At 39.4% G+C, this 6,963-nt stretch carries 6 protein-coding genes and 1 tRNA gene; 2 read left to right on the plus strand and 5 right to left on the minus strand.

Features of this window, described 5'->3' with window-relative positions:
• The first annotated feature begins 133 nt into the window (after positions 1-133).
• Both ACIQ2S_RS09575 and ACIQ2S_RS09580 read left to right on the plus strand, forming a co-directional pair.
• A complete protein-coding gene (locus ACIQ2S_RS09575; protein ID WP_396175376.1) occupies positions 134-1,156 on the plus strand; it encodes a M28 family metallopeptidase in 1,023 nt (340 codons plus the stop codon).
• A gap of 132 nt (positions 1,157-1,288) precedes the next feature.
• Positions 1,289-3,832 (plus strand): cation-translocating P-type ATPase, encoded by a 2,544-nt coding sequence (locus ACIQ2S_RS09580; protein WP_396175379.1) that lies wholly within the window; start codon positions 1,289-1,291, stop codon positions 3,830-3,832.
• A 15-nt stretch (positions 3,833-3,847) separates the two neighbouring features.
• On the opposite strand, the gene ACIQ2S_RS09585 is transcribed toward ACIQ2S_RS09580, so the two are convergent.
• The 5 genes from ACIQ2S_RS09585 to ACIQ2S_RS09605 all read right to left on the minus strand — a co-directional run bounded on the left by ACIQ2S_RS09585 (position 3,848) and on the right by ACIQ2S_RS09605 (position 6,778).
• The gene (locus ACIQ2S_RS09585; protein WP_396175381.1) at positions 3,848-4,177 is read right to left on the minus strand and encodes a YegP family protein; all 330 of its coding nucleotides are present in this window, start codon (positions 4,175-4,177) and stop codon (positions 3,848-3,850) included.
• Positions 4,178-4,448: 271 nt separating this feature from the next.
• A tRNA-His gene (locus ACIQ2S_RS09590) sits at positions 4,449-4,524 on the minus strand.
• A 64-nt stretch (positions 4,525-4,588) separates the two neighbouring features.
• Entirely contained in the window at positions 4,589-5,305 is a 717-nt protein-coding gene (gene bshB1, locus ACIQ2S_RS09595) for a bacillithiol biosynthesis deacetylase BshB1 (RefSeq protein WP_396175383.1), read from the minus strand.
• Between the two features lie 16 nt (positions 5,306-5,321).
• Entirely contained in the window at positions 5,322-6,350 is a 1,029-nt protein-coding gene (locus ACIQ2S_RS09600; protein WP_396175385.1) for a chorismate-binding protein, read from the minus strand.
• On the minus strand, positions 6,350-6,778 hold the full coding sequence (locus tag ACIQ2S_RS09605) for a PaaI family thioesterase (RefSeq protein ID WP_396175387.1): 429 nt from the start codon (positions 6,776-6,778) through the stop codon (positions 6,350-6,352). The genes ACIQ2S_RS09600 and ACIQ2S_RS09605 overlap by 1 nt, the downstream gene beginning before the upstream one ends.
• Between the last annotated feature and the right edge of the window lie 185 nt (positions 6,779-6,963).

Here is a 6,963-nt window from a genome sequence, read left to right on the forward strand (position 1 = left end):
AACAGACAATTTTGAGGAAAAGTTTAGAATGAATTAGCCGATAAACGTTCGAGCGAACATTTTTTACAATTTTTAAAAGAGCTATTTTAATTCCACTTTACTATATTTGTTTCAAATCTTCTAATCATCATTCATGAAAAAAATACTTTATAGTTCTATTGGAATTCTTTTGATAGCCATTGCTTGCTCGTCTACAAGTACCAATGTTAGCAACAACGACCCAAAACCTTATTTTAAGACCATTACCGCCGAAAATCTCAGCAAACATTTGTATATCGTTGCCTCCGATGAAATGGAAGGTCGAAACACCGGTGAACCCGGACAAAAGAAAGCGGGTGAATATTTAATCAAACACTACCAATCGATTGGCGTTCCTTTTCCAAAAGGGGCAACTACTTATTACCAACCCATTCCTTCGGAATTCTTTAAAAAGGCGTTTAGCCCAAAATTAGGTGATTCTGAAAATATTTGGGCATTTATTGAAGGTTCTGAAAAGCCGGAAGAAATTTTGGTGATTTCTGCTCATTACGACCACGTGGGAATGAAAAACGGCGAAGTCTATAACGGTGCCGATGACGATGGCTCGGGAACTGTGGCGTTATTAGAATTGGCTGCCGCTTTCCAAAAAGCTAAAAAAGAAGGAAACGGACCCAAACGTTCAATCTTGTTTTTACACGTAACGGGTGAAGAACACGGTTTACACGGTTCGCGTTTTTATGCAGAAAATCCTTTATTTCCTATTGCAAATACTATCGCGAACATCAATATCGACATGATTGGTAGAAGAGGTTACGGCAAAGAACAAAATGATAATTATGTATATGTCATCGGTTCCGATCGTTTGAGTACCGATTTACATAAACTATCAGAAGCAGCCAACACCAAATACATTGGAATGGAATTGGATTATAAATACAATGATTTAGATGATCCCAACCGTTTTTATTACCGGTCTGACCATTACAATTTTGCAAAAAAGGGAATTCCGGCCATTTTTTATTTCAACGGCGTGCATGACGATTATCATAAAGCAACGGATACTGCGGACAAAATTGATTATCCGCAAATGGCAAAAAGAGCACAATTGGCATTTGTAGTGGCTTGGGAATTAGCCAATGCCGCCGAACGACCAAAAGTGGATAAAGACGGAAAATAGTTGATAAAAACGCAAAGTAACTCTTGCGTTTTTTTTGTATCTTTAAGTGTGTATACATAAATTAAATCGCATTTAACAAGATCAACTCATTCTAGCTCGCCTGCTCTATTGCTAACTAGAATGCGAATAAATATGAAAAGAGTTACCGCAACAATGATACCTGAAAACAAGTTCCTAACCACCGGACTAACAGACAAAGAAGTAATTGCTTCCCGATTGAATCATGGTGCAAACAACCTCACCTATAAAAAAGAGAACTCCTTTATAGACGCTGTTAAAAGTCTGGTCACGGAACCCATGGTTTTGTTATTATTCGCCACTTCAATTATTTACTTTTTAAGCGGACAAGTAGGTGACGCCATCTTTTTGGCAGTTGCCATTGTTTTAGTAGCCACGATTTCACTCTACCAAAATTCCCGAAGTAAAAATGCATTGGCAAAACTAAAAGAAATCACCCAACCCAAATGCAAAGTGATTCGCAACGGCAAAACCATCGAAATCAGTAATGAAGACGTTGTAATGGATGACCTATTGGTTTTAGAAGAAGGCACGTCAGTAAATGCCGACGCAACCATTCTGCAATCCAATGACTTTTCGGTGAATGAATCGGTGCTTACCGGCGAATCGCTTGCTGTTTTTAAGGACGTCTCTCAGGAAAATTGTTCCGTGTACAGTGGAACCACCATAGCTAGCGGTATGGCCCTTGCGAAAGTAACCGCCATTGGAAACAAAACCAAACTCGGAGCAATCGGCAACAGCCTGGAATCCATAGCCGAAGAAAAAACGCCATTGGAAGTACAAATCACTCGATTTGTCAAACAAATGGTACTGGTTGGTGCAATTATTTTTCTCATTGTTTGGGGAATCAATTATTATCATACAGCAAATGTTTTGGACAGTTTGTTGAAGGCTTTGACATTAGCGATGAGTATTTTACCTGAGGAAATTCCGGTCGCATTTACCACCTTCATGGCATTAGGTGCTTGGCGGTTAATGAAAACAGGTATCATTGTGAAACAGATGAAAACGGTGGAAACTTTGGGTAGTGCGACTGTCATTTGTACCGATAAAACCGGAACAATCACTGAGAACAAAATGAGTTTGGTTGAAGTGTATGCATTCAGCGACCAAAAAGTTGCTACAGCAGAAGGCTTTAATGAAACTTCCTCCAAAAGAGTTATTGAAATGGCTATGTGGGCGAGCGAACCCATTCCTTTTGATGCCATGGAAGTAGCTATTCATGAAAGCTATCAACAGACACACCTTGAAGATGAGCGACCCAATTATCAAATGATTCATGAATATCCATTGGATGGCAAACCACCGATGATGACACATGTGCATGAAGATAAAAAGGGCAAACGAATCATTGCTGCAAAAGGAGCTCCGGAAGCCATGATAGCCGTTTCTAAGCTAACTGCCGAGGAAAAAACTGCCATTGAAAAAGCAGTTTTTGCAATGGCATCGCAAGGATACCGCGTTCTCGGAGTGGGAATTGCTGATTTTTCGGGAACTGACTTTCCAAAAAAACAACAAGAATTCGCGTTTGATTTTTTAGGATTGGTGGCGTTTTATGATCCGCCGAAAAAGAATATTCAACAGGTGTTTGAACAGTTTTACCAAGCGGGTGTCGCTGTAAAAATTATTACCGGCGATAATGCGGTTACTACCCAAGCAATTGCTGCGTCGATTGGTTTTAAAGGTGCTGATAAAAGTATCACCGGCGATGAGTTGATGCAGCTTACGGATCAAGAATTGGAACAAAAAGTAATGGAAATAAACATCTATACACGCATGTTCCCTGAAGCCAAATTGAAAATCATCAATGCCTTAAAAAATGACCAACAAATTGTAGCGATGACCGGCGACGGCGTCAACGATGGTCCGGCATTGAAAGCCGCACATATCGGTATTGCCATGGGTAAAAAAGGTACGGAAATTGCCAAACAAGCCGCCTCGCTGATTTTAGTGGACGATGATTTATCAAAAATGGTCACCGCTATTGCCATGGGACGAAAAATTTACACCAATTTAAAGAAAGCGATTCAGTACATTATTTCCATTCACATCCCGATTATTTTGACGGTTTTCATTCCGTTGGCGTTGGGATGGGTGTATCCGAGTATTTTTACACCGTTGCACATTATTTTGCTTGAGTTAATCATGGGTCCCACCTGCTCCATCATCTTTGAAAATGAACCTATGGAACAAAATACAATGACTCAAAAACCACGACTGTTAACAACCACTTTTTTTAAGGTGAAAGAGCTAACGATAAGCATTATTCAAGGACTGGTAATAACCATTGGCACGTTAGCCACGTATCAATTCGCTGTGAACTTCGGCTATAATGAAACCTTCACGCGAAGTATGGTTTTTACCGCATTAATAAGTGCGAATATCTTTTTAACATTAGTGAACCGCTCTTTTTACTATTCCGTTTTAACGACGCTGAAATACAAAAACAATTTGGTTCTTTGGATCATCGGACTCACTTTGGTCGTAACTGCTGCTTTAATTTATATCAAACCTTTTGCACTTTTCTTTGGCTTTACGCAATTACCTTTGGAACAATTGGCTATAAGTATCGGCATTGGTTTTGCATCTGTCATTTGGATTGAATTGTACAAACTATTCAAACGAAAAAAAAGCCCTGAATCGTCAGAGCTTTTGTAAACTATAGGGTGCAATTTAGATTTCTTCTTTCACATCCGCATCGGGTGCATTTTTTGCAACAGAGGCAATACCGTTGTCGCGGGCGGCAACCGATTCGTACATTTCACTATTGCCAACGATTTGCCCATTCGTTGCTTTTAAATTAAAATAGAACTTACCGTTCTTAGCTTCCAAACGGTCAAAACGTGTATCCACTTGTGAATTCTTGCGAACGGATTCAATACCGTTGTCGCAAGCAGCTTTGGAACTGTAGCCTTCACTGGCCAAAATAACCTGACCGTTGCCTGCTTTTAGTACAAATTGAAATTCTCCATTTTTTCTTTTACTGATAACAAATGATCCCATATAATTAATTTTTAACGTGATTACTAGTATTTTGGCAGACAATTTAATAATTTTTCAGGAATACTGAAATAATATACCAAAGAATTTATCAAGAAATAACAGAAACTTAATCCGCAAAATAAGTTTCTCGCAAAGACGCAAAAACGCAAAGTAAAAATTATAAAGTTTGCGTCTTTGCGACTTTGCGAGAAAAAAAAACTCCTCTTAATGAGATTATAAGAACAATAACCCACAAAAAAAGCCTCGAGTTTCCTCGAAGCTTTGCATTTCTGGGTGAAAGACGGGTCTCGAACCCGCGACCTTCGGAACCACAATCCGACGCTCTAACCAACTGAGCTACAATCACCATTTGTTTTTGCGAGTGCAAATATAATGCATTCCGTCAATCTTCCAAAGATTTTTTTTGATAAATTATATCAAATCTCCTAAGCTACTGACAGCCACATATCTTTCGGTGGTGAAACCTTCCGCAAAATCCGTTCCTATCAATCTACCCATGTCTTGCGAGCGGTATTGAATACTTTCTAAAAAGTTTTTAGTAGCAATGGGTGTCACCGCTTCTTTGACATCAGGATTGTAAAATTGGGAGTCATAAGCCAAAATCGCCTTCATTTTTACATCCATAAAACCGGTAATATCTACCACAAAATCGGGTTCGATATTCTTCCATTGAATGTAATGATACACAACTTTTGGACGCCATGCTTCTTGCGTCAATCCCTCGAAAGAAGTTTCGATTTTTTGCAAACCTGACAAAAAACAGGCATCTGAAACCAACTTCGCTCCTTTCGCATGATCAATATGACGGTCATCAATCGCATTGCACAACACTATATCGGGTTGGTACTTGCGAAGCATTTGAATCACTAGCAGTTGATGTGCTTCATCATTCACAAAAAAACCATCACGCATTTTGAGGTTTTCACGAATGGCAATTCCTAACAATTCTTTCGCTTTGGTAGCTTCTTGATGACGAATGACGGCCGAACCTCTGGTTCCCAATTCTCCTTGGGTCAAATCGATTATTCCAACAGATTTACCAAGAGAAATTTCTTTGGCAAGTGTTCCTGCACAACCTAATTCTACATCATCGGGATGGGCTCCAAAAGCAAGTATATCTAATTTCATTGATTCAAAATAAAGGTTAAAGTATGTTTCGCATGGTCATGGATTTGTGTTCAGTTTCCAAAAACTCCGCCTCGGGCGAACTGTCTTTGGTGATCCCGCAACCCACATACACGTACACCTTGTTCGGCGTGACTTTCATGCACCGCAAATTTACAAAAAGATTTCCGCCTCTCGACGTATTCCACAGTCCTACAAATCCGGTGTAGAATTCTCGGTCATAGCCTTCATTAGCAAGGATAAAATCCAAAGCTGCCTCTTTTGGTAATCCGCAAACTGCTGGTGTAGGGTGCAGATTTTTAACCAACTGCAAACTGTTTTTATTGGAAAAGACTTCGCCGCTAATCGTTGTTTTTAAATGAACCAAACTCCCCGCCTCCACGGTTTCGGGTGGCGAGACTTTTAATGATTGTACTTCTTTGTGCAAGCTGTCTAAAATATAATCGGTTACAAATTGTTGTTCTTGGATTTCTTTGGTATTCCAATCTCTGAAATCGGCTTTTCGTTGGGTTCCTGCCAAGGACACGGTTTCAAAATGCTTGTCGGAAAATTTGATGAGTTGTTCCGGTGTCGCCCCCATCCAAGTCCCTAATTTGGGATGCGAAAACAAATAACAAAAAGCATTTCGATACGTCGAAGCCATCCGATGAAAAGTCTCCAAAGGATCATTGGTTTTGTCTAAAGGTATCTTTCGAGAAAGCACTACTTTATCAAAACTGCCTTCTTCAATGGCAGTGACCGCTTTTGACACTATGGATTCAAAATGCATTTGTGCGTTGGCATTTTCGCTAGAAGTTGCATCGTTTCTAACTTCATCAACAAACGCCATTTCTGATTCAAAATACGCACAATCTGCATTGGGTAACACATAGATTTCCTCGTTTGCAGTTAAAAAAGGAGCGATGACAAATCCGTCTTGGTCTTTGAACAAATGCAACTCGTCCGTTTTTTGGAACAAAGCACAAAGTGTCGGACTGTTTGGTGTGACGCACCAAACAAAAGGTAAGTTATTGGCAAGTTGTTCCTTTGTTTTCTGAATCAAATGCATCACACTTTCGGTTTACGAGGTAAAATCATATTGGTCAATTTGCAAAGCGAAATCAGTTTCCCTTCTTCGTCGGTTATTTTGATTTCCCATAAATGAATACTTCTGCCTTGGTGAATAATTCGGGCAGTAGCAAAAATTTCTCCTTCGCGTTTGGCTCTTAAATGATTCGCCGAAAGCTCAATTCCCCGCACTTCTTGCTTCTCAGGATTGACAAAAATAATCGAAGCTGCACTTCCCACACTTTCTGCTAAAGCTGCCGATGCACCTCCATGCAATAATCCCATTGGTTGATGCACTCGAGGATTGACGGGCATTTTGGCAACTAAAAAATCTTCTCCGGCGTCAATATATTCAATTTCTAAGGTTTGCATTAAGGTGTTTTTGCTCCACTCGTTGCAGAGTTTCAAGACTTTCTCTTTATCGAACATTTATTTGTATTTTTTTGTAAAATTACTACTAAATGTCCACAGTTAAAAATAGACAGACGAATACGCGTGTTTTTTCGTTATCTCTTAATAAAAATTCAAATTAATCTTTATTTTTACAAAAATTCCAAACGAATGCGTCAGTCCATTTTTCTATTTATACTTCTTTGCGTTACACTAACTTCTTG

The organism is Flavobacterium sp., from assembly GCF_044371705.1.
Taxonomy (GTDB): domain Bacteria; phylum Bacteroidota; class Bacteroidia; order Flavobacteriales; family Flavobacteriaceae; genus Flavobacterium.